Origin of the sequence: Gordonia sp. SCSIO 19800 (assembly GCF_018132775.1) — a bacterium.
GTDB classification, from domain to species: Bacteria; Actinomycetota; Actinomycetes; order Mycobacteriales; family Mycobacteriaceae; genus Gordonia; species Gordonia hongkongensis.
Window position 1 is genome coordinate 190,730 of the sequence record NZ_JAGRQM010000008.1, and the last position, 19,686, is coordinate 210,415.

Here is a 19,686-nt window from a genome sequence, read left to right on the forward strand (position 1 = left end):
AGCCGCAAAGGGCCACCCGACTAGATCACGTAGTTCATCCGGCTCAGGATCGCTTGTCCGAGAGCCTGATCGCCGTGCAACTCGACCGCGGACGGATCGGCAATCCGTCGGCCGCCGGCGTACCGCGCAAGATTCATCGCATCCAGCCGGATACGCACGTCGGCAGCGTCGTCGCCGCCGTCGAACTCGTCGACGACGCCCGCCCGGTCCCCGACGGCGATTCGCACGGTCCGCGGAGACACCCCGGTGATGTCGAAGAGGACGGTGCTGCCCTTCGGTGCATCGGCTCGCTTCCCGACGACGAAGGGCAACGACGCGCCGATCTCGTCGAGTGCGAACGACGCCGGGCCCGGCTCTGCCACGGCGGAACGATCGGTGCCGTCACGCAGGTCGATCTCGTGCACCCAACAGTCGAAGATCCGAATCCGCATGAATCGCCCGTACGTGTCCGGCCCGGCGGGCGTCATCGCCTCGGCATCGAAGTCGTTCTGCGACATGGATTTCAACGCCTCGGTCCGGACGCCGATGATCTCGTCGAGGGCGGCAACCACCTCGGCACGCGGCTTCGGGCGGTAATGGTCGACCCACTTCTCGTTGAGTTCGCCGATCGGGTTACGGACGTGGTCGAGGGCGCTGACCGTACGGGTGGCCTCGACGTCGCGGCCGTCGAGCATGCTTTCGGTCCCGACGATGTGGGCGACGATGTCGGCATTGGTCCAGCCGGGCAGAACCGACGGGGCCGACCACGCGTCGTCGTCGAGCGCGCGGGCCAGTTCGCCGATCACGCCCCACTGCGCGATCAGAGCCTCGGTCACCTCGTCGATCGGCAGGATCGTCGTCGCCATCGTTTCTCCTCGGGTCTGGATCGGCGATCAGGGTCGCCGGCGGGTCACTCGGTTCAACCGTATCGGGGACCGATCTGCGGATCCCGGGACCCGCCGAACGGAGGACAATGCGCGGTGTCGGCCCCGGCGAACGACCCGGGCACCCTACGCTTGTCCGCGTGTCTGCATCCGTGCGCGCCGGCGACCGGCTCGGTCCGTACCTCATCGACGGGTTGATCGGCCGGGGCGGGATGGGCGAGGTGTACCGCGCGACCGACACCCGCAAGGACCGGGTCGTCGCCCTGAAGTTGCTCAGCCCGCAGGTCGCCGACGACCCGGCTTTCCGTGACCGGTTCCACCGCGAGTCGCGCGTTGCCGCCCGCCTCAACGATCCACACGTCATCCCGATCCATGACTGGGGAGAGATCGACGGGCGCCTGTTCATCGACATGCGCCTGGTCGACGGCCGCGACCTCCGCACCCTGCTCCTGCAGGACGGACCTCTGCCGGCTGAACGCGCGCTGCGGATCGTCGGTCAGATCGGTGACGCCCTGGATGCTGCGCATCGATCCGGCCTGGTCCATCGGGACGTCAAACCCGACAACATCCTCGTCGACGATCGCGACTTCGCGTACCTCGTGGATTTCGGTCTCGCACAGGCCGACACCGACACACGGTTCACGAGCACCGGCACCGCGGTCGGCTCCTTCGGCTACATGGCGCCGGAGCGATTCGGCGACGATGCCGTCGGGCCGCCCGCCGACATCTACGCGCTGGCGTGCGTGCTGTTCGAATGTCTCGCCGGAGTGCACCCGTTCGCCTCGGCGACCACCATCGAGCGGTTGATCGCCGCCCACCTCACCGCCCCGCCGCCGCGCCTCGGTGCCGCGATCGATCACGTCATCGCCCGCGGGATGGCGAAAGATCCGTCGCAGCGCCAGCTCTCGGCGGCAGCGCTGGTCGCCGACGCCGGCGCCGCCCTGCGGTCGGAGCCTCTCGGTGGCGCGCCGACGATCGTCCCGGCCGGAACCCCCACCGTCGTGCCCGCCACCCCGTCGGCATCGACACCCGCCGCTCCAGCCGGGCCGTGGGACGCCACCCGGGCCGCGGTCTGGACCACACCGCCCCGCCGCCGGTCACCTCTGGTTCCCATCGTCGTGGCGACGTCCGTCGTGCTGCTGATCTGCGCCGGCGTCGTCGCCTGGGCGATCATCACGACCGAGCGGGACAACCCGGCGACCACAGCCGCCGACGCATCCGCAGTGTCCACGACCACCGAGGCGGCGCCCCAGCCGACGACGCCGACGCCGGCCGAACCGACACCCCTTCCCGGACCGACTTCGCAACCGGGCCCCGCGTCGCAGCCGGGTCCGGCACCCCGGCCGTCGGCGAGTCCTCAACCCGCAATCGTCCCCGGCGATCTCGGTCTCACCGTGCCGATGACCCGACCGGCGTGTGACGGCACCGGAATCGTCGTGGTCGCGAACGCGATCGCGCCCGGAAACTACCCCGGTGAAGTGCAGTCCTATCTGAACCAGCACCCGGGTGCGGCCTACCTACGCACCGATCAGTCGTGCCCGTCGCTCAAGCAGGAGAGCGATGTCGGCACTCCGATCTATGCCGTCTATTACGTCGCGGGCCGCAGCCTCGAGGACATCTGCACGATGCGCGATCAGATCGGCGGCGATGCGTACGGCCGCTGGCTCGACTACACCACCGACCCGGAATCGCAGATCACCTGCTGACCGCGCCCCTACAGGGACGACGCGACGAACAAGGACCGGACCTGTCCGCATCGTCGGGCAGGATGAGCACATGTTGGAAACCTCCGCGCGATTGCTTGCGTTGCTGTCGCTACTGCAGACACGACGCGAGTGGTCGGGTCCCGAACTCGCCGAGCGCCTGGACATCACCACCCGCACCGTCCGGCGCGACATCGACAAATTGCGCGAACTGGGCTACCCGGTGGACGCCAACGTCGGCTCGCGCGGTGGCTACCGACTGGGCGCCGGCGCGGAGATGCCGCCGCTGCTGCTCGACGACCAGGAGGTCCTCGCGGTCGCCCTAGGTCTCGACGCGGTGACGACCGGTGCGGTCGCCGACATGGCGGAGGCCTCGGCGGGCGCGCTCGCGAAGCTGCGTCAGGTCATGCCGTCGAGGCTGCGCCACCGGCTCGACGCCCTGCGGATCGAGGCCGTCCCGCGTACCGCACCGGCGAGCGCGGTGTCCGCGGACCGGCTCACCGAAATCGCGACCGCATGCCATCGGAACGAGCGGCTGCGGTTCGACTATCGGCGCAACGACGGGGAGGAGAGCCGACGCGAGATCGAACCCTATCGACTCGTCCGCAACGGGAACCGTTGGTATCTGGTCGGTTTCGACATCCAACGCGGCGCCTGGCGGTCGTTCCGGGTCGACCGGATGGAACCGAAGGTGCCGACCGGACCGCGTTTCACCCCGCGCGAACCACCCGAGGGCGGCGCGGCGGCGTTCGTACTGCGCGGTCTCGGGTCCGTCTACCGACGCGTCACGGCGCGGGTGCGTATCCATGCCTCGCTCGACGCGGTGTCGGCGATGGTCCACGAATCGTGGGGTGCACTCGAGTCCGGCGACGAGCACAGTTGCGAGATCACGCTGTACAGCACGTCGCTCGCCGAGATCGCTCGCTGGCTGTACGCCTTCGGCGCGGATTTCACCGTGATCGAACCGGTTGAACTCCGGGCCGAGTTGGTGGCCGCCGCGGAGTACCACGACCGGGTCGCCGAACGGTACCGACGGGCAGTCGTCGCGCAACCGTGACCGTCACCGACGCCGTTACCCGACCGTGACATCGGCACCGTGTCTGTCACATGGACGCTCCCGAGCCGACCGACTCCGCCGATTTTCTCTACCGTCGGTGTCATGCGACTTCTCATCACTGGCGCCACGGGGTACGTCGGTTCCCGCTTGGTGTGCGCACTGCTCAAGCAGGGACACGACGTGGTCGTCACGTCGCGGGACACCCGGAAGCTGGCCAAGTTCGGTTGGTCGGACCAAGTCAGCATGGTGACCATGGACGCCGACGACCCGGCTTCGGTCCAGAAGGCGATGTCGGACGCCGGCCAGATCGACGCGATCTACTACCTCGTCCACGCCATCGGCCAGGCCGACTTCGCGAACGGCGACCGCGACGCCGCACGCAACGTCGCCGAAGCCGCACGCGACGCCGGAGTGGGACGGATCATCTATCTCGGCGGTTTCGTGCCGTCGGACGACAAACTGTCCACCCATCTGCAGAGCCGCGCCGACGTCGCCGACGGACTGGGGGTCGACGGCGGGCCCGAACTAGTGTGGCTGCGCGCCGCAGTGGTCATCGGCGCGGGTTCGACGTCGTTCGAGATCATTCGCTACATGGCCGACCGACTGCCGGTGATCCCCGAACCCGACTGGATCACCAACGAGATGGATCCCATCTCCATCCGCGACGCGGTCCACTATCTGGCCGCGGCGTGCGACTCGTCGGTCCTGCCCGCCGGGAACTACGACATCTCCGGCCCCGACAGCGCGCGCTACATCTCGATCCTGCACGAGTACGTGTCGGCGATCCGGATGCCGAGGCTGCGGCTACCGGTCTTCGGGATCTCGACCCGGCTCGCGGGCCGGGTCGGCGGCATGCTCGTGCCGGTCCCGGCGTCGCTCACCGAGGAGCTCGTCACCTCCCTCGACCACCCGATGACGGCGTCCGAGCACCGCATCCGCGACCTCGTCCCGCCGCCCGAGGGCGGACTGACACCGATGCGCGAGGCCGTCCACGCATCCGTGCGGTCGCCGTATCCCCGCTCGGTGTGCGACCTCGACGACCTCCACCACCTCGCCGACACCGACCCGGCCTGGGCCGGCGGCGACTGGCTGCGGGTGAAGCGCAGCGTCGTCGAGACGATCGGTACGTCCCTCGGAGTGGCGACGAAGGTCGTCGGAGTCCTCCGACCGGGTCGCGCCGATGTAGCGTCGTGACCGGTGACCATTGATCGACCGATTTCCTGACCGATCGAACTAGGTGGTGATGTGCTGGTGACCTCACTGGCGCGCGACCTGTACGACTCCGTCGCCGCGGACCGCGACCCCGATCCCGGCGCCCACTACATCCGACGACGCTGGCTGGTCGGCGTCTTCCTCGTCATCGGTGCGGTGGTTCTCGGCATCTCCCTACGGGTGGAGCCGGGTGACGCCGCGTTCTACCCGCTGACCATCGGCCTGGCGGCGGTGTGGATCGTAGGCGCGTTCGTCTCCGGACCGCTGCGCCTCGGCGCCTTCAGCCCCACCCCCTCGCGCCCGCCCGACCGGATCGGGGCGATCGGACTCGGCGTCGTCGTCGGCCTGGCCGTGGGCGGCGCGTTCGTGGTCGGTGGCCTGGTGGCACGGATGATCCCCGGCGTCAGCGACCTCGCCAACCAGGTGCTGGCCTTCGCCGACTTCGGCAGCCTCGCCGTGGTCACCGCGATCACGATGCTCAACGGCCTCGCCGAGGAGCTGTTCTTCCGCGGCTCGGTCTACTCGGCGGCCCGCCCGCACAATCCGATCCTCGTGTCGACGGTCATTTACGTGCTGGTCACCATGGCCAGCGGCAACGTGATGCTCGGCTTCGCCGGCGCGGTCCTCGGCACCGTCTGCGCCATCCTCCGACGCAGTACCGCCGGCGTCCTGGCCCCTGCGATCACCCACGTGATCTGGGGCGCGGTGATGGTCCTGGCCCTCCCGCCCGTCTTCGCCTGACCCTCTGCTCCCCGATCCGCGAGAAGCGACCCCCATTGCTCCCTGACAACCCCCTGCTCCCTGAGGAGCGCCCGGAGCTTGCGGAGGGCGCGTTCCCCTGCTCCCTGAGGAGCGCCCGGAGCTTGCGAAGGGCGCGTTCCCCTGCTCCCTGAGGAGCGCCCGGAGCTTGCGGAGGGCGCGTCACGAAGGGTCTTCGCAACCCGACCCACCAAGACCCTTCGTGACGCTCGCAAGCTCGCTCCTCAGGGAGCAGGGTGACGCTCGCAAGCTCGCTTCTCAGGGAGCAGGGTGACGCTCGCAAGCTCGCTTCTCAGGGAGCAGGGCGACGCTCACAAGCTCGCTCCTCAGGGAGCGTGGTAATCCCGGCCAGACCCGGTTTGAGCGACCGGCATCGGAGCGACTAAATTCGTGTGCGCAGCGCCACGTTCGTCAGCGCGGCACGCGCGTATAGCTCAGCGGTAGAGCTCTGGTCTTACACACCAGCGGTCAGGGGTTCGAATCCCTTTGCGCGCACTCCCCGATCTCGTAGCCCCAACCCGCGCCGAGCTCCGCTCCAAGCCCTGAAATCGCTACCGGCTCAGCCACTCTCGGGTGTACACGTCCTGCCAGCGCACCGAGATGTTGCGTCGGGCCGCGGCGCTGCTCTTGGCCCCGAGGGTGTCGAGCAGCACCTCGTCGACGATGTCGCGCACCTCGTCGGAGAGCGCGGGCAGGTCGTCGGCGTAGCGGGCGATCAGGCCGACGCGCACGCCGTCGACGGTGTCACCAGGGCCGTCGACCGACACGAAGACCGTCAGGCGGCCGAGTTCGCGTCGGGTACGCACGGCGATGAGTTGTTTGACGACGCGGTCGCTCGTGTTGACGCGCAGTTCGTCGGTCGCCACGGTCCGAGCCGGCCGCCGAATCCGTTGCAGGCTGCCCGAGATCGAGGTGATCAGCCGATCGACGTCACCGATGGGTTCGTCGGCGGCGATCTGCTGTGTCGCCTCGACGAGCCAGGCGTCGGCGACGTCGGTGGCCTCGAAGTCGCGTCCGTGCTTGTCAGGCACCGACCTCGCCTCCCTCCGCGTCGTCGACGGTCTCCGTCGGTGTGATTCTCGGTTTACCAGGGTTCCACGGCGCCAAACGGGTCAACAGGAACTTCCGGCTCCGTTGGAGATGACCGCGCACCGATCCCGTGGTGATGCGCAACACCTGTCCGATTTCCTCGAGCGTAAGCCCCTCGACTTCCTTCAGCCACCACGCGGCGCGCGAATTGGCGGGGAGATTGTCCAGTTCGGCGCGCAGGGCATCCATGAGCAGACTCCGTTCGGCCATGTCGGAGGGCAGCGGTCCGGCGGCCTCGAGTTCGGCGAACCGCTCGTCGTCGAACGGGACGTCGCGTCGGCGGCGGTGGTAGTCCACCGCCTTGCGGTGCGCGATGGCGAACATCCAGGTGCGGAAGCTGCTCCGGAAAGCGAAGTCGGGCAGCCCCTTCCACGCGTCGAGCAAGGTCTCCTGCGTGAGGTCCTCGGCGGTCTGCTGACCGTCGACCATCCGCAGCATGTATCGCAGCAGACCCGGGGTCACGCGCCGGACGAGCACGTCGAACGCCTCGGTGTCGCCGACGGCGGCCGCGCCTGCGAGTTCGTCATCACCGAGCTCAGATAGGTCCAGCGCAGACAGGTCGAGCGGCTGCCTGTGAGCTGAATCACCGATATTCATGCGTGCAACTCCCCCCGTCCGTCCCGACTGACCTTACAGACGGATCGTGAACAGCCTTTGCGATCGCGCATCATCCGAACGCGGTCCGTCTACGAAGAAGACACGACGACCGAAGGAGTTCGACATGTCCGCAAGCGCCACCGCCACCAAGGACGCCACCAAGGACGACGCCACCACCGTCGACGCCACGCGCACCGACGGCGCCGCGGGCCGTGCCCTCGCCCGCCGTGATCCGTCGGGCGACCGGGGACGCACCTCCATCGCCGACATCGTGGTCGCCAAGGTCGCCGGCATCGCCGCACGCGAGATCGACGGTGTCCACGACCTGGGCGGCACCACCGAGCGCGTGGTCGGCCGGGTCCGCGACGTCCTGCCCGGCACGACGGTGAGCACCACCCAGGGCATCGAGGTCGAGGTCGGCGAGCGTCAGGCCGCCGTGGACGTCTCGATCGTGGCCGAGTACGGCGTCGCGATTCATCAACTCGCAGCGGCCATTCGACGGAATGTGGTCTCGGCGATCGAGCAGATGACGGGTCTCGAGGTCACTGAGGTCAACATCACCGTGCACGACATCGCGTTCGGCGACGACGAGCAGGAGTCGAACACCACCCCGCGGGTCCAGTGATGACGTCGGACCTCCCGGCGGCGCGGACCGATGACGGGGGCCCACTGGCGGAACGCCTCGCCACCGCCGTCCTCGCCGTACCGGGCGTCCGTGACCTGCACAGCGGCCTGTTCGGGGAGATCGCCACGTACCTCCCCGGGCGTCGGGTCCCGGGCGTGTCCCTCGCCGACGACCACGGCGAGGTCCACATCGTCGTCGACGCAGCGTACGACCTCCACGGCACTGCCGCGCGGGTACGCGATGTCACCGAGGAGCTCGCCGCGAGACCCGTCACGGTGACCGTGGCAGACATCAGCGTCAGCTCGAAGCCCACTCCGAAAGATGGTGAAGCGCAATGAACAACGCGATCGTGGGCCTGTTCGCCGGCCTGCTCCTCGCTCTGGCCGCCGTCGCCGGCGGGCTGGCCGGTTTCCTGCTGGCCATCGTGCTCGGCGCCGCGGGACTCGTGTTGGGACTCAACCGGGACGGCACCATCGATCTGGGCGCACTCCTGCGGAGCCGGGGTCGTGGCTGAGCACGAATCCGGCGGGCCCGCCCGGGATGCTCACCCGACCGCGGGTGACTCGCCGCCCGGCACGCTCACCGTCGCCGATCGCGTGATCGAGAAGATCGCGGCCCGAGCGGCTCTCGACATCCCGGGGGTCGTCCGCCATCGCGGTGGCGTCGGGTCGGTACTGGGAGTCGGTGAGCGGAACTTTCCCGACGCGGCCGTTCATGCGGGCGGCGCCAGGATCACCCTGTCCCTCGCCCTCGAATGGCCGTGCGCGGTCGCCGAGGTGTCCCGCAGCGCACGCGATCACGTCGCCGCCGAGGTCGAGCGACTCGCCGGGATCGTTCCGATTCGCGTCGATGTGACGGTGTCCAAATTCGAGCCACGACAGGCGATCCGGCGCCTGCAGAAGGGATACGTGGACCTGCCGCCGGTCTCCGACGAGCCCGAATACGACGACGCTGACGACCACGTTCGTGACAACGACCCGCTCCCCGACGACCCGGACCCGGACCCGGACAACACCGACGCATTCACTCCGACCATCAGCATCGACACGGGGGTACGACGATGACGCAGACCGCACCCGAATCGGGTACCGCTCCTGTCGCGACCCTACGGAACACCGACGCCCAGAACGTCTTCCCACCTGCAGCTCTCCCGGGCGCTGCGATCGCCGGCGCAGCGTTGGGGCTCGCTCTCCTCGCGTTCGGCGCGGCAGCCGTACGCGACATCGCCGTCGACGCGAGCTGGCTCAATGGTCGTCCGTGGTCGGTCACCGCCGGCGAGTGGGTCGCAGAACTGCAGTGGCAGAACTGGATGTGGCCCGCCGCGATCGGGTTGATCTTCGTAGGCCTCGTCCTACTGTGGATCGCGATCAAGCCTCGTCGCCGGACCCACCTCGAACTCGCCGCCGGCGAGGGGATGTGGACCCGCCCCGGAGACGTCGCCCGACGCTGCAGCGCTGCCGTGTCCGACCTGCCCGGCGTATTCGACGCCGACACCGTGGTGACGCGACGGAAGGTCACCTGCACCGTCGGGGTGCGGAGACAGGTCGCCGACCGCGCCCTCATCGACAGCACGGTCGCCGCCGTGGCGGCCGATCTCGCCTCGTCACCGCGGGTTGTGGTGCGCGTGCGCGATCGAGGACCGAGGAGCGTCCGATGAATCGTCTTCCCGCAACCGCACATCGGCTGTCGGTCGGACTCGTGGCGCTGCTGCTCATCATCGTCGGCGTCGGAGCCGTGGCATGGAAGGTCGACGCCCAACCGGTGGCCGGGTGGGTCGACCGTCTCGACGAGCGTGCCGCTCTCGACGCCGCGCAGGCGTCCCGGTGGGTCTGGGTATTGGCCGGCGTCACCGTGATCGCGATCGGCTGGGGCCTGTTGTTGCTGGCCACCAACGTACGGCCCCGCGCAGTGGACGACGCTCTGCTCGTCGGTTCCGATCAGACCGGAGCGCTCACCGTCGCACCGAAACTGATCGCGGACGCGGCAGCGACGGAACTGGCCGGGAACCCGCTGTTCCAGAAGGTGACCGCGAGAGCGATCGACGACCGGTCGCGCAGCATCATCCGGCTCGAGGTGTCGGCGACGCCGAATCGGAGCTTCGACGAGGTCACCGCGCCCGTCGCGGAGACCGTCGCCGCCATCCGTACCGCGCTCGGAGAGTCCGGAGTCCACGTCCAGGCTCTCATCCACCTCGACAGGTGACCCGAAGAAGCGACCCCGACGGACGGCCTCATCCGAGGCTGTCGTCGAACCAATGAGATGAAGGAGAAGCGAATGGGATTCAGCGACAAGGTCGGCAACAAGGCCGAGGACCTCTCGGGTAAGGCCAAGGAGGCCGCCGGCGATGTGACCGGTGACGACCAACTCAAGAGCGAGGGCAAGGGCGATCAGCTCTCCGCCGCCGTCAAAGACGGCGTGGAGAACGTCAAGGACGCCGCGTCGAACATCAAGGACAAGCTGACCGGCAAGTGATCATCGCCGCCGGCAGCCGAACCTCCCCGCCGGCGGTGACAGGGCGAATCCCGGAGGTGCTCAGCACCTTCGGGGTTCGTCCTGTTGTCGGCCAGGAACGGTCGGTCACGTCCCCTTGACGTTGAGGATCTGTCGCAGGGTGTACTCGATGTCCACCAGATCGACGGCGTCGGCCATGACCTGATCGATGTCCTTGTACGCGTCCGGGATCTCGTCGACCCACTGCTCGCCGTGACGGTACTCGATCCCTGCCATCCGGGCGGCGAGATCGTCGGCGGTGAACCGCCTCCGCGCCTCGCTCCGCGAGAACCGCCGACCGGCACCGTGCGGCGCCGAGCACAGGCCCGCGGGATTCCCCTTGCCGCGCACCACATACGACCGTGTACCCATCGAACCCGGGATGACGCCCCGTACGCCCTCATGGGCGTCGATCGCACCCTTCCGGGTGAGCCAGACGTCTTGGCCCGCGTGCGTCTCCCGCACGGTGTAGTTGTGGTGGCAGTTGATCCGGTCCACCTCCAGGGATTCCGTTTCCTCGACGACGCCGCCGGAGGCGTTGTCTGCGAACCACTTCCCGAACACCTCGACGAAACGGTCCATCATCTCCGCGCGGTTCTCGAACGCGAACTTCTGCGCCCAGGACAGGTCCCGCAGATATGCGGTCAGTTCCGGGGTCCCCTGCGGCAGGTACGCGAGATCGGCGTTCGGCAGCTTGATCCACCACTGGCGGCACAACCGCTGAGCGATCTTGATGTGCTTCTGCGCGATCTTGTTGCCGACGCCCCGCGAACCCGAGTGCAGGAACAGCCACACCACGTCGCCCTCGTCGAGGCACAGCTCGATGAAGTGGTTGCCACCGCCGAGCGAGCCCAGCTGCTCCCGCCACTTCGGCGAATGTGACAGGTCGACACCGTCTTTCGTCGCCTGTTCGGCGAGGGCATCGATGCGCGGCCGGGTGAACTCGAACCGGTCCAGTCCGCGGTTGTAGTTGCCGGGCGACAGCGGGATCGCGTCCTCGATCGTCCTCCGCAGTCGCCCGAGGTCCATTCCGTCGATGTCCGCGGCGCGCAGGCGCGTCTGCACCGCGATCATGCCGCAGCCGATGTCGACGCCGACGGCCGCGGGAATCACCGCGCCGGTCGTCGGGATGACGGTGCCCACCGCGGAGCCCTTCCCGAAGTGTGCGTCGGGCATGAGGGCGATGTGCGGGTGCACGAACGGCAACCGGGCGGTCTCGGCCGCTTGGGTCAGGGTGTTGTCGTCCACGTGCGATGCATAGTTCAGCACCTTGGGCGACACCTTGGTCGGCATGGAGTTCTTCCTCTCGTGTGCGCCCGCGTCGACGGGCTCGCCCATCACACCGTCGAATCCGCTCGGCGGCAAACGCTTTTCCAGTCCACGATGCCACTCGCCGCAGGGGACGGCACCCGTCGGCGTCGATGAAGGATCTTTCATGTGCGACTCACGGAGACCTCATCGGGGTCCGTGACAGTGAGAACCGTTCCGCTCGGGACCGCCGGCGGAACGATCACGACACCCGACGAAAGGTCTTCTCATGTCGCACTCCAACATCCTCTGCGCACTCGCGCCGGCAGTTCCCGGCGCTTGCCGTCCCCACGACACGTCCACGGACAACCGCCGACGCGCGCCCCGCCGTCCGCGTCGTCGCCCGCCGGTCACCACCACCGATTAGGCGGTGCGGCCCGATCTGTTCCCCCGAAGCAGATCGGGCCACCCGCCCGCCCGCTCTCGCAACCGCGAGCACGACCACCACCACGAACCCGGATGGACGTCTCCGTCATGCCCTCGCCGTCACCGTTCTTCGCGCTGCTACGACCCCGCGCCGACGATCAGCCCCTCGTCCAGCACTCCGCGACCCTGACCGTCCTGCAGATCTTCCGCACGTTCTGGCCGCGGTTGCGCACGCTCCGGTGGTGGCTCCTGCTCAGCCTGATGCTGTCGGTGATCCCCGCCCTGATCGCCGTCGCCGAGATCGCGCTGTTCGAGCGTCTCGTCGACGACGTGCTGGTGCCTGCGGACCTCGGCCCCTTCCCCTACATCGCGGCGATATACATCGGGCTCAACCTGCTGGCCGCGGTAGTCGACGGCGCCGACGACTATCTGGGTACCTGGATCTCCCAGAGGTTCCTCACCACGTTGCGGCGCGACGCGTTCGCGCACGTGTTGGCACTGCCCGCACACCGACTCGACCATCTGCGGCTCGGCGATGTGATGAGCCGTCTCACCTCCGACATCGGCACGGTCGAGTCGTTCATGGTCCGTCACCTGACCTGGGGCTTCCGCCAAGCGGCGACCCTGATCATCTATGTGGCCGCCCTCCTCTGGATGGATCTCCTCCTCGCCCTGGCGGCGATGGTCGTCGTACCGCTGTTCTTCTGGGCCGCAACCCGATTCGCCGACTACACCAAGTCCGCATCACGCGAACGGCGGCGTCGGGCCGGGTCCCTCAGCGCGATCACCGAGGAACACCTCGCCAATGCCGCCCTCGTGCAGGGGTACAACCAGGAGGCCACGGCGATCGCGCGCTACGAGCGCCAGAATGTTGCCATCATGGACGCCGAGCTGGTCGCCAGCCGGGTCCGTGCCGTGTTCCTGCCGATGGTCGGCCTGTTCGAACTCCTCGGCGTCCTCGTGGTCATCGGGCTCGGCGTCTGGGCCCTGGCCACCCAGCGGATGACCCTGGGCGAAGTCCTGGCGTTCCTGGCCCTCCTGGGGAGCTGTTATCGCCCGGTGCGCGACCTCGGCAACCTCCTGCCCTCGCTGTTCGCCGCGACCGCCGGCATCGAGCGGGTACAGGAACTGCTCGACGAGCCCACCATGGCCGATCCGCCCCACGCCGTCGCACTGCCGGCCGAGGCCGCGGGCGTCGCGCTCCGAAACGTCCACGCGCGCTATCCCGGCCGGGACGTCGACGCCGTGCACGACCTCGACCTCACGATCGAACCCGGTGAACGCGTCGCAGTGGTCGGCGGCAGCGGGGCGGGCAAGACGACGTTGACCCGCCTGCTCGACGGTTCCCTGCAACCGCATTCGGGAACGGTTCGATTGGGCGACAACGATCTCGCTCTCGTGACGCGAGAGTCGATCCGCGCCTCGGTCGCCGTCGTCGCCCAGGAGATGTTGCTGTCCGACGCGACCGTCGCCGAGAACATCGCCTTCGGCGAACCCGGCGCCACCCGTGCGGACATCGTCGCGGCCGCTCGACGCGCCGACGCCCACGACTTCATCACCCGGCTCCCAGACGGGTACGACACCCGCATCGGACAGCGGGGCCGCACCCTGTCCGGCGGACAACGACAACGGCTCAACGTGGCACGCGGACTTCTCCACGGTGGCGGATTGCTCATCCTCGACGAGCCGACCACCGGACTCGACCCGGCGGGCGCCCATCGCCTGATGCGCTCGCTGACCGAGCACCGGGATCGGAGTCTGTTGATCCTGACCCACGACCCGGTCGTCCTCGACCACGTCGATCGGGTGATCGAGCTGCCCGCCGTCGAATCCGTCGGCACCCGACTGATCACATCGGCGCGTGACGTTCGATGAGGCAACTGTCAGACCTGTTGCAGCGCAACGGCACCGACGACCCGACACCACGTTTCCCCGGTGTCGAACCACTTGCCCCGTTGGCCGTCGGCAAGCGCACCGTCACCTGGGACGCGTTCGACACCGACCGCCGCACACGATGCATCCTCAAGGTCATCCGACGGCATCGACGCCACGATGAGGAGGTCGCGGAGTCCGTCCGTCGGGAGGGACGCGCGCTCGCCGAACTCGCCCACCCGCATCTCGTGCGCGGCTACGGCATGCTCCCCCGGGACGAGTCGGGTCTGATCGGTTTCACCATGCAGACGATCCCCGGCGCCCACCCTGGATGGGGTGATCGAGGACGGCCCGCTGAGTGTCGACGACGTGGTGCAGCTCGGCGTGCAGATGGCATCCGCGCTGCGATACCTGCACTGCCACAGCTGGATTCACCTGGATGTGAAGCCCTCGAACATCATCGTGCACGGCGGGCAGGCGATCCTCATCGATCTCGGGCTGCTCGGCCGTCCCGGAGAGCGCCGAGACGGCTCGGGCACGCGCGGTTACCTGCCGCCCGAGCAGGCCGTCGACGTCGCCCTGACCCCGGCGGCGGATGTCTTCGCCCTGGGCGTCACCCTCTTCGAGGCATTGACGGGGCGACGACCATACGGCGCGGTCCCGCCGTGGTCCGAACGGGGCATCCGACGCCTGCGCACTCTGCGTCGCGCGACGTCGGCCACGACGCGCGACTCCGGGTTTTGGACGAACCGCGCTCTACCCGATGTTCTGGCCGAACTGCTCGACCGGATGCTGGATCTCGAACCCGAGCAGCGACCTGGGATGGACTCCGTATGGCACCGACTCGACTCGATCGCGCGGGATGCGGAGAAGCGCCGACTCAGCCGATGACGCCGAGTGCCTTGTCCCAGACGGCGTTCTCGCGCACCTCGCCGGGACCGACCATGTCGGCGAAGACGATCGTGCCGTCCCGATCGACGAGAAAGGTCCCGCGGTTCGCGTAGCCGCGGTCCTCGTTGAACACCCCGTAGGCGCGCGCGGTGTCGCCGTGCGGCCAGAAGTCGGACAGCAGCGGGAACAGGAAACCCTGCGCGGCGGACCACACCTTGTGCGTGGGAGAGGGTCCGACCGAGATGGTCACCGTGGTCACGTCGTCATTGTCGAAACGGGGCTGCTGGTCGCGGATGTAGCCGAGCTCGCCCTGGCAGGTACCGGTGAACGCGAGCGGGAAGAACACGACGAGCACGTTGCGGTCGGCTCGCAGGGTCGACAGCGACACGAGCTGGTTGTTCTGGTCGCGCAGGGCGAAATCCGGGGCCCGGTCACCGACGGTCAGGGGCGCAGAAGGCAGAGCACCGCTCATGCTTTCTTGCCCGCGCGGGCCTTGGGCTGGACCAGTCGGGCCGCCGACCAGTCACCGAGGCTGATGGCCGACGTCTGGGTGAGTCCCGCGGTCGGGGCCGCCTCGGCGATCTCACTCGGATCGACGTAGCCGGACTTGCCGGTCTTCGGCGACAACACCCACACGAAACCGTCTTCGGCGAGCGGACCGATCGCATCCATGAGGGCGTCGACGAGGTCGCCGTCGCCGTCGCGCCACCAGAGGACCACGACGTCGACGACGTCATCGGCATCCTCGTCGACCATCTCGGCGTCGATGGCGTCCTCGATGTCAGCGCGCAGTTCGTCGTCGGTGTCCTCGTCCCAGCCGAGTTCCTGCACGACCAAACCTGCGGTCAAGCCCAGTTTCTGGGCGTTGCTACCGTCTGTGGCGGCTACCACCGCGCGTGACCTCCTGAAGATTCGTGGATCGTTCTGTGCGTCGTCTGTGGCGAATCCGCGTGCGCTCCCGCACGCCGTTCGCCTGTCAGCATAGGCAACAGCCTAGAGCCTCACATTGCAAGCCGAACGCCGTCAGGGATTTCGGGCGTTTCGCACCGGTTCCGTGGCCGACCCGCCCGATCGTTACCCACAGCGGGGCGGAACAAACCGTACCCAGCGGCGCAAGGCGGACGGCGCCGTCAACCCCCGGGTCGCTCGGCCGACGTCGTGGCGGGAACCGACGGTCGAGGTGTGGCCGAGGACGTGGCCGGGAGCGGCGTGTAGGTACCGCACACATCGAGCAGGCGCTGTTTGGTGCGAGACCACTCGCTCGACACCGGGTTCAGGCCGGCACGCAGTTCGCGACTGATCGCGTTCTCGAGGCGTGCGGTCGACGCGAGGAACGCCCGCGCCGGCGTGGAGACGGCCGGTGGCGACGTCTCGGTGATCTTGGGGCGGATCTGGTCGGCACCGGCAATGAGACTGGCACGTGCCTTCTCGTCGAGATCCCCGACCCCGGCGTAGGTCTGTGCCGCGTTCAGCCGGGCGACGAAGGCGTTGAACCCGCGGACCATCACGACCATCGACGCCATCGACTCGCGGCAGAGTTCGACACCCTCGGCACGCACCTCCGCAGCCGCCGAGGCGGACAGTTCGGAGCGGTACACCGCCACCTCGCCGGGCGCCGGCGCCCCCGCGCCATCGACGGTCGACGCGCACGCCCCCGACAGGGCCGCGCCGAGTGCGATCGTGGCCGCGGTCGCCGACCGGACGGCACGACCCCGGCGTCGCCCGTCGGCCGCGCCTCCTCGATCCGGCATCCACTCCCCCTACTGGTCAGTAACCGTTTCTGGACGCTACCGCATCACGCCGATCGGGACACGCGACACGGATCCACCCGGTGCCAAGCCACCCCACATGGGGCACGATGAGGGTAGGCGCCGCACCACATCGGAGTGCGGTGCCGACGCCATGCGGTCGGACCACCACCCCGAGTTCGGCCTGTCAGAGGGAGTAGGCATCACCGTGACCAACCAGATGGACCAAGCGACACAGGACGTCTCGCCGGGCGCCGCCGGGAACACCGGCCCCAGCTCGAACGGACGTGCCGCCGGACAACGAGTCCGGGTCATCCGTGAAGGAGTCGCGTCCTATCTGCCCGACATCGACCCCGACGAGACCGACGAGTGGCTCGACTCGTTCGACGCCCTCCTCGACGCCGCGGGCCCCGGTCGTGCCCGGTACCTGATGTTGCGTCTGCTCGAACGCGCCGGCGAGAAGCGGGTGTCGATCCCCGCGCTCACCTCCACCGACTACGTCAACACCATCCCCACCGAGGCCGAACCCTGGTTCCCCGGTGACGAGGACGTCGAACGCCGTTTCCGCCAGATGATCCGGTGGAACGCCGCGATCATGGTGCACCGCGCACAGCGCCCGGGCGTCGGTGTGGGCGGCCACATCTCCACCTACGCCTCGTCGGCGTCGCTGTACGAGGTCGGCTTCAACCACTTCTTCCGCGGCAAGGACCACTCCGGCGGCGGCGACCACATCTTCATCCAGGGCCACGCCTCCCCGGGCATCTATGCCCGCGCCTACCTCGAGGGCCGCATCGACGAGGCCCGCATGGACGGGTTCCGGCAGGAGCACAGCCACGCCGGCGAGGGCGGCGGCCTGCCGTCGTACCCGCACCCGCGACTGATGCCGGACTTCTGGGAGTTCCCGACGGTGTCGATGGGCATCGGCCCCATGAATGCCGTCTACCAGGCGCGGTTCAACCACTACCTGCACGACCGCGGCATCAAGGACACCTCCGACCAGCACGTGTGGGCCTTCCTCGGCGACGGCGAGATGGACGAGCCGGAATCGCGCGGTTTCGCCAGCTTCGCGGCCACCGAGGGCCTCGACAACCTGACCTTCGTCATCAACTGCAACCTGCAGCGTCTCGACGGCCCCGTGCGCGGCAACGGCAAGATCGTCCAGGAGCTCGAGTCGTTCTTCCGCGGTGCGGGCTGGAACGTCATCAAGGTCATCTGGGGCCGCGAGTGGGACTCGTTGCTGCACGCCGACCGTGACGGCGCGCTGGTCAACCTGATGAACACCACCCCCGACGGCGACTTCCAGACCTACAAGGCCAACGACGGCGCGTTCGTCCGCGAGCACTTCTTCAACCGCGACCCGCGCACGAAGGAACTCGTCAAGGACCTCTCCGACGCCGACATCTGGAATCTGAAGCGCGGCGGCCACGACTACCGCAAGATCCACGCCGCCTACGCCGCGGCGATGACCCACAAGGGACAGCCGACGGTCATCCTGGCCCACACCATCAAGGGCTATACGCTCGGCAAGCACTTCGAGGGCCGCAACGCGACGCACCAGATGAAGAAGCTGACGCTCGACGACCTGAAGGCCTTCCGCGACAGCACTCGCATCCCGATCACCGACGAGCAGCTCGAGAAGGACCCGTACCTGCCGCCGTATTACAACCCCGGCAAGGACTCGCCGGAGCTGCAGTACATGCTCGACCGGCGCAAGACCCTCGGCGGCTTCCTGCCGAGCCGCCGCACCAAGGCGAAGGTGCTGAAGGCCGACATGAGTTCGGCACTGAAGGCCACCGCGAAGGGCTCGGGCAAGCAGCAGGTCGCGACCACCATGGCGCTCGTGCGCGTCTTCAAGGATCTGTTGCGCGACAAGGAAGTCGGCAAGCGGATCGTGCCGATCATCCCGGACGAGGCGCGGACCTTCGGTATGGACTCATGGTTCCCGACCCTCAAGATCTACAACCGCAACGGACAGCTCTACACCTCGGTCGACGCCGAGCTGATGCTCGCCTACAAGGAGAGCCCGGAGGGTCAGATCCTGCACGAGGGCATCAACGAGGCCGGGTCGGCAGCCAGCTTCGCCGCGGTCGGCACGTCGTACTCGACCCACGACGAGCCGATGATCCCGCTGTACATCTTCTATTCGATGTTCGGCTTCCAGCGCACCGGTGACAGCTTCTGGGCCGCCGCCGACCAGATGGCGCGCGGCTTCGTCATCGGCGCGACCGCGGGCCGCACCACACTGACCGGCGAGGGCCTGCAGCACGCCGACGGGCATTCGCCGCTGCTCGCCGCGACCAACCCCGCCGTCGTCTCCTATGATCCGGCCTTCGCCTACGAACTCGGCCACATCGTGGAGAGCGGCATGGAGCGGATGTTCGGCGAGGACCCCGAGAACGTCTTCTACTACCTGACCGTCTACAACGAGCCGATCAGTCAGCCGGCGAAGCCCGAGGGACTCGACCCGACCGGCATCGTCAAGGGCGCCTACCGGTTCCAGAGGGCGCCAGAGGGCACGGAACACCCGGCCAACATCCTCGTGTCCGGTGTGACCATGCCCGACGCACTGCGCGCCGCCGACATGCTCGCGGAGGAATGGAACGTCGGCGCCGACGTCTACTCGGTCACGTCGTGGAGCGAGCTCGCCCGGGACGGGATCCGCGCCGACCGCGAGGTACTGCGCGATCCGGCCGCCGAGCCGGCACCGGCGTACCTGACCGAGCTGCTCGCCGACGCCGCCGGCCCGTTCGTCGGTGTCAGCGACTACATGCGCGGCGTGCAGGAGCAGATCCGGGCATACCTCCCGGGCACCTACCTCACGCTGGGGACGGACGGGTTCGGGTTCTCCGACACGCGTCCGGCGGCGCGACGGTTCTTCAACGTCGATGCCGAGTCCATCGTCGTCGCGGTGCTCGTCGCGCTCGCCCGGGACGGCAACATCGAGATGTCGGTGGCCAAGCAGGCCGCCGACAAGTACCAGATCGACGACGTCTCGGCCGCACCCGAGCAGACCAGCGATCCAGGAGTCGCCTGACCGGTCGCGCCGACGGACACGGCCTCCACTCGTCCTCGGTCGGGGAACCCACTCCGGCCGAGGGGCTAGATT

At 68.4% G+C, this 19,686-nt stretch carries 22 protein-coding genes and 1 tRNA gene; 15 read left to right on the forward strand and 8 right to left on the reverse strand.

The genetic code is table 11. From position 1 onward, the window contains the following. Nucleotides 1-20 precede the first annotated feature (20 nt). Nucleotides 21-845: a maleylpyruvate isomerase family mycothiol-dependent enzyme gene (locus KB201_RS11975; protein ID WP_211539345.1), complete on the reverse strand. Its 825-nt coding sequence runs from the start codon at nt 843-845 to the stop codon at nt 21-23. A 158-nt stretch (nt 846-1,003) separates the two neighbouring features. On the opposite strand from KB201_RS11975, the gene KB201_RS11980 reads away from it, so the two are divergent. From KB201_RS11980 to KB201_RS12000, 5 genes are all read left to right on the forward strand, one after another. Next, on the forward strand, nt 1,004-2,569 hold the full coding sequence (locus KB201_RS11980) for a protein kinase (RefSeq protein ID WP_307848065.1): 1,566 nt from the start codon (nt 1,004-1,006) through the stop codon (nt 2,567-2,569). A 70-nt stretch (nt 2,570-2,639) separates the two neighbouring features. After that, on the forward strand, nt 2,640-3,623 hold the full coding sequence (locus KB201_RS11985; protein WP_065630075.1) for a YafY family protein: 984 nt from the start codon (nt 2,640-2,642) through the stop codon (nt 3,621-3,623). Nucleotides 3,624-3,725: 102 nt separating this feature from the next. Then, on the forward strand, nt 3,726-4,817 hold the full coding sequence (locus KB201_RS11990; protein ID WP_159371088.1) for an NAD(P)H-binding protein: 1,092 nt from the start codon (nt 3,726-3,728) through the stop codon (nt 4,815-4,817). Between the two features lie 51 nt (nt 4,818-4,868). Beyond that, complete coding sequence (locus KB201_RS11995; protein WP_078112776.1) at nt 4,869-5,576, forward strand: type II CAAX endopeptidase family protein; 708 nt, start codon at nt 4,869-4,871, stop codon at nt 5,574-5,576. Nucleotides 5,577-6,017: 441 nt separating this feature from the next. Continuing rightward, nucleotides 6,018-6,089, forward strand: a tRNA-Val gene (locus KB201_RS12000). 56 nt (nt 6,090-6,145) lie between these two features. Here KB201_RS12000 and KB201_RS12005 read toward each other — a convergent pair. Beyond that, a complete protein-coding gene (locus KB201_RS12005) occupies nt 6,146-6,625 on the reverse strand; it encodes a hypothetical protein (protein WP_078112775.1) in 480 nt (159 codons plus the stop codon). Continuing rightward, a complete protein-coding gene (locus KB201_RS12010; RefSeq protein ID WP_078112774.1) occupies nt 6,618-7,280 on the reverse strand; it encodes an RNA polymerase sigma factor in 663 nt (220 codons plus the stop codon). Before KB201_RS12010 ends, KB201_RS12005 begins: the two co-directional genes overlap by 8 nt. A 124-nt stretch (nt 7,281-7,404) precedes the next feature. Between KB201_RS12010 and KB201_RS12015 the strand changes: the two genes are divergently transcribed. From KB201_RS12015 to KB201_RS12045, 7 genes are all read left to right on the forward strand, one after another. Continuing rightward, nucleotides 7,405-7,905, forward strand: coding sequence for an Asp23/Gls24 family envelope stress response protein (locus KB201_RS12015; RefSeq protein ID WP_078112773.1), 501 nt, complete (start codon nt 7,405-7,407; stop codon nt 7,903-7,905). After that, nucleotides 7,905-8,243 (forward strand): hypothetical protein, encoded by a 339-nt coding sequence (locus tag KB201_RS12020; protein ID WP_058252040.1) that lies wholly within the window; start codon nt 7,905-7,907, stop codon nt 8,241-8,243. Before KB201_RS12015 ends, KB201_RS12020 begins: the two co-directional genes overlap by 1 nt. After that, the gene (locus KB201_RS12025) at nt 8,240-8,419 is read left to right on the forward strand and encodes a DUF2273 domain-containing protein (protein ID WP_065630080.1); all 180 of its coding nucleotides are present in this window, start codon (nt 8,240-8,242) and stop codon (nt 8,417-8,419) included. Before KB201_RS12020 ends, KB201_RS12025 begins: the two co-directional genes overlap by 4 nt. Then, nucleotides 8,412-8,969, forward strand: a complete 558-nt coding sequence (locus KB201_RS12030) for an Asp23/Gls24 family envelope stress response protein (RefSeq protein ID WP_078112772.1) — start codon at nt 8,412-8,414, stop codon at nt 8,967-8,969. Before KB201_RS12025 ends, KB201_RS12030 begins: the two co-directional genes overlap by 8 nt. Next, the gene (locus KB201_RS12035; RefSeq protein WP_211539347.1) at nt 8,966-9,562 is read left to right on the forward strand and encodes a DUF6286 domain-containing protein; all 597 of its coding nucleotides are present in this window, start codon (nt 8,966-8,968) and stop codon (nt 9,560-9,562) included. The genes KB201_RS12030 and KB201_RS12035 overlap by 4 nt, the downstream gene beginning before the upstream one ends. Continuing rightward, on the forward strand, nt 9,559-10,107 hold the full coding sequence (locus KB201_RS12040) for a hypothetical protein (protein WP_211539348.1): 549 nt from the start codon (nt 9,559-9,561) through the stop codon (nt 10,105-10,107). Before KB201_RS12035 ends, KB201_RS12040 begins: the two co-directional genes overlap by 4 nt. Nucleotides 10,108-10,179: 72 nt before the next feature. Then, on the forward strand, nt 10,180-10,377 hold the full coding sequence (locus tag KB201_RS12045) for a CsbD family protein (protein WP_058252045.1): 198 nt from the start codon (nt 10,180-10,182) through the stop codon (nt 10,375-10,377). A gap of 105 nt (nt 10,378-10,482) precedes the next feature. On the opposite strand, the gene KB201_RS12050 is transcribed toward KB201_RS12045, so the two are convergent. After that, nucleotides 10,483-11,688, reverse strand: coding sequence for an RtcB family protein (locus KB201_RS12050; RefSeq protein WP_211539363.1), 1,206 nt, complete (start codon nt 11,686-11,688; stop codon nt 10,483-10,485). 489 nt (nt 11,689-12,177) lie between these two features. On the opposite strand from KB201_RS12050, the gene KB201_RS12055 reads away from it, so the two are divergent. Continuing rightward, nucleotides 12,178-13,944, forward strand: coding sequence for an ABC transporter ATP-binding protein (locus KB201_RS12055; RefSeq protein WP_211539349.1), 1,767 nt, complete (start codon nt 12,178-12,180; stop codon nt 13,942-13,944). Nucleotides 13,945-13,952: 8 nt separating this feature from the next. Here the strand turns inward: KB201_RS12055 and KB201_RS12060 are convergent, their stop codons facing one another. Further along, nucleotides 13,953-14,180 (reverse strand): hypothetical protein, encoded by a 228-nt coding sequence (locus KB201_RS12060; RefSeq protein WP_211539350.1) that lies wholly within the window; start codon nt 14,178-14,180, stop codon nt 13,953-13,955. 97 nt (nt 14,181-14,277) lie between these two features. Between KB201_RS12060 and KB201_RS12065 the strand changes: the two genes are divergently transcribed. Further along, entirely contained in the window at nt 14,278-14,832 is a 555-nt protein-coding gene (locus KB201_RS12065) for a protein kinase (RefSeq protein ID WP_211539351.1), read from the forward strand. Here KB201_RS12065 and KB201_RS12070 read toward each other — a convergent pair. From KB201_RS12070 to KB201_RS12080, 3 genes are all read right to left on the reverse strand, one after another. Then, nucleotides 14,822-15,304: a peroxiredoxin gene (locus tag KB201_RS12070; RefSeq protein ID WP_068971527.1), complete on the reverse strand. Its 483-nt coding sequence runs from the start codon at nt 15,302-15,304 to the stop codon at nt 14,822-14,824. The genes KB201_RS12065 and KB201_RS12070 overlap by 11 nt on opposite strands. Then, nucleotides 15,301-15,723: a DUF3052 domain-containing protein gene (locus KB201_RS12075; RefSeq protein WP_058252048.1), complete on the reverse strand. Its 423-nt coding sequence runs from the start codon at nt 15,721-15,723 to the stop codon at nt 15,301-15,303. Before KB201_RS12075 ends, KB201_RS12070 begins: the two co-directional genes overlap by 4 nt. A 239-nt stretch (nt 15,724-15,962) precedes the next feature. Continuing rightward, nucleotides 15,963-16,583, reverse strand: coding sequence for a hypothetical protein (locus tag KB201_RS12080; RefSeq protein WP_211539352.1), 621 nt, complete (start codon nt 16,581-16,583; stop codon nt 15,963-15,965). 151 nt (nt 16,584-16,734) lie between these two features. Between KB201_RS12080 and aceE the strand changes: the two genes are divergently transcribed. After that, a complete protein-coding gene (aceE, locus tag KB201_RS12085) occupies nt 16,735-19,614 on the forward strand; it encodes a pyruvate dehydrogenase (acetyl-transferring), homodimeric type (RefSeq protein WP_211539364.1) in 2,880 nt (959 codons plus the stop codon). Nucleotides 19,615-19,686: the final 72 nt, after the last annotated feature.